Consider the following 1,225-nt stretch of genomic DNA (forward strand, 5'->3'; position numbering starts at 1 on the left):
GGGCCACGCCCAATAATCTAACAATCCCCACCACATCTCAAATTCCCATATAGAGATTTGCTTATTTCTCACTACTGTTTATATGACAGTGTTTCAGCAAGGACTGTTAAGTTGAACTCTCGCCTAGAGCATCAAGCTACACTCATCCACAACTTGAACAATGGACTACGCCTTGAATTGCAAGTTTTGTGCGGACAAGTTTCACTCAAAGACCAAACCAGTACTTGGCTACCTGTAGCCTACCCCGCGGGTGGAGCATATACGTCGTACTCCTTGGTCTCTTCTTGAGCTTACTAAAGATCACCCAAATCTCATAGACTGCGACGTTTTACAATCGGGCTCATATAGGTGTGTTCTTTCAAGAATGTTCTGTAGGACAACATCTTCGCTTAATCAAGCCAATAGAAACACATTAAAGCATATCGCTAACCTGCCTTACAGCATTTGAGAGTACTGCATCTTCACTCAGAGAGGGTCTAGTAATTACTCTCCTCAGTCAACCAGCAGCTTGTTTTCTCAGGTTCTAATTCGCGGGATCTCCAATCACATAGGTTGGGTTACTACTGTGGCAACTTACGCGGGTCTCATACCCATCTCCCTCGATGCATTTTCTATCACATTCCGTGATAAACCTTTTGTAAAAGGATCTGCCAGGTTTTTGTCAGTTTGAATATAAGTCACACTTATTACTCCGGAGTTTCTCAACTTCCTGACAGACTTCAATCGTACTGTTCACTTTGACTATCACCGTTTGATTGTCACAGTTCATAAGGATAGTCGGTACTGGTTTCTCAACCACAGGAAAGTCCATCAAAAGCTCACGCAGCCACTCAGCCTCAACGGTGGCTGTGTCTAAAGCGGTTAGTTCCGCTTCCATGGTTGACCTCGTCAAAATGGTCTGTTTGCAAGACCTCCATGATATAGCACCACCTCCAAGGGTAAACACATACCCACTCGTGGCATAAAGCTCATCAGCATCAGAAATCCAGTTCGAGTCACTATATCCCTCCAGCACAGCGGGGTGCCCAGAATAGTGAATCCCATAACTCATAGTACCTACTAGATAGCGCATAACCCTTTCAAGTGCATGCCAATGATCTGAACCCGGGTTTGACATGAACCTGCTCAATTTGCTCACAGCAAAAGCTATGTCGGGTCTCGTTGCGCTAGCTAAGTACATGAGTGAACCAATAATCTGTGAATATCTTAGTTGGTTTTTGGCTAT

1 protein-coding gene is annotated in these 1,225 nt (G+C 44.4%); it reads right to left on the minus strand.

The window, feature by feature from the left end; genetic code table 11:
- Positions 1-661: 661 nt before the first annotated feature.
- On the minus strand, positions 662-1,225 hold a 564-nt coding region (locus FA727_RS25675; RefSeq protein WP_206663866.1), incomplete at its 5' end, for a Ty1/Copia family ribonuclease HI.

The sequence above is a fragment of the Robertmurraya kyonggiensis genome (assembly GCF_005116465.1).
Taxonomy (GTDB): Bacteria; Bacillota; Bacilli; order Bacillales; family Cytobacillaceae; genus Robertmurraya; species Robertmurraya kyonggiensis.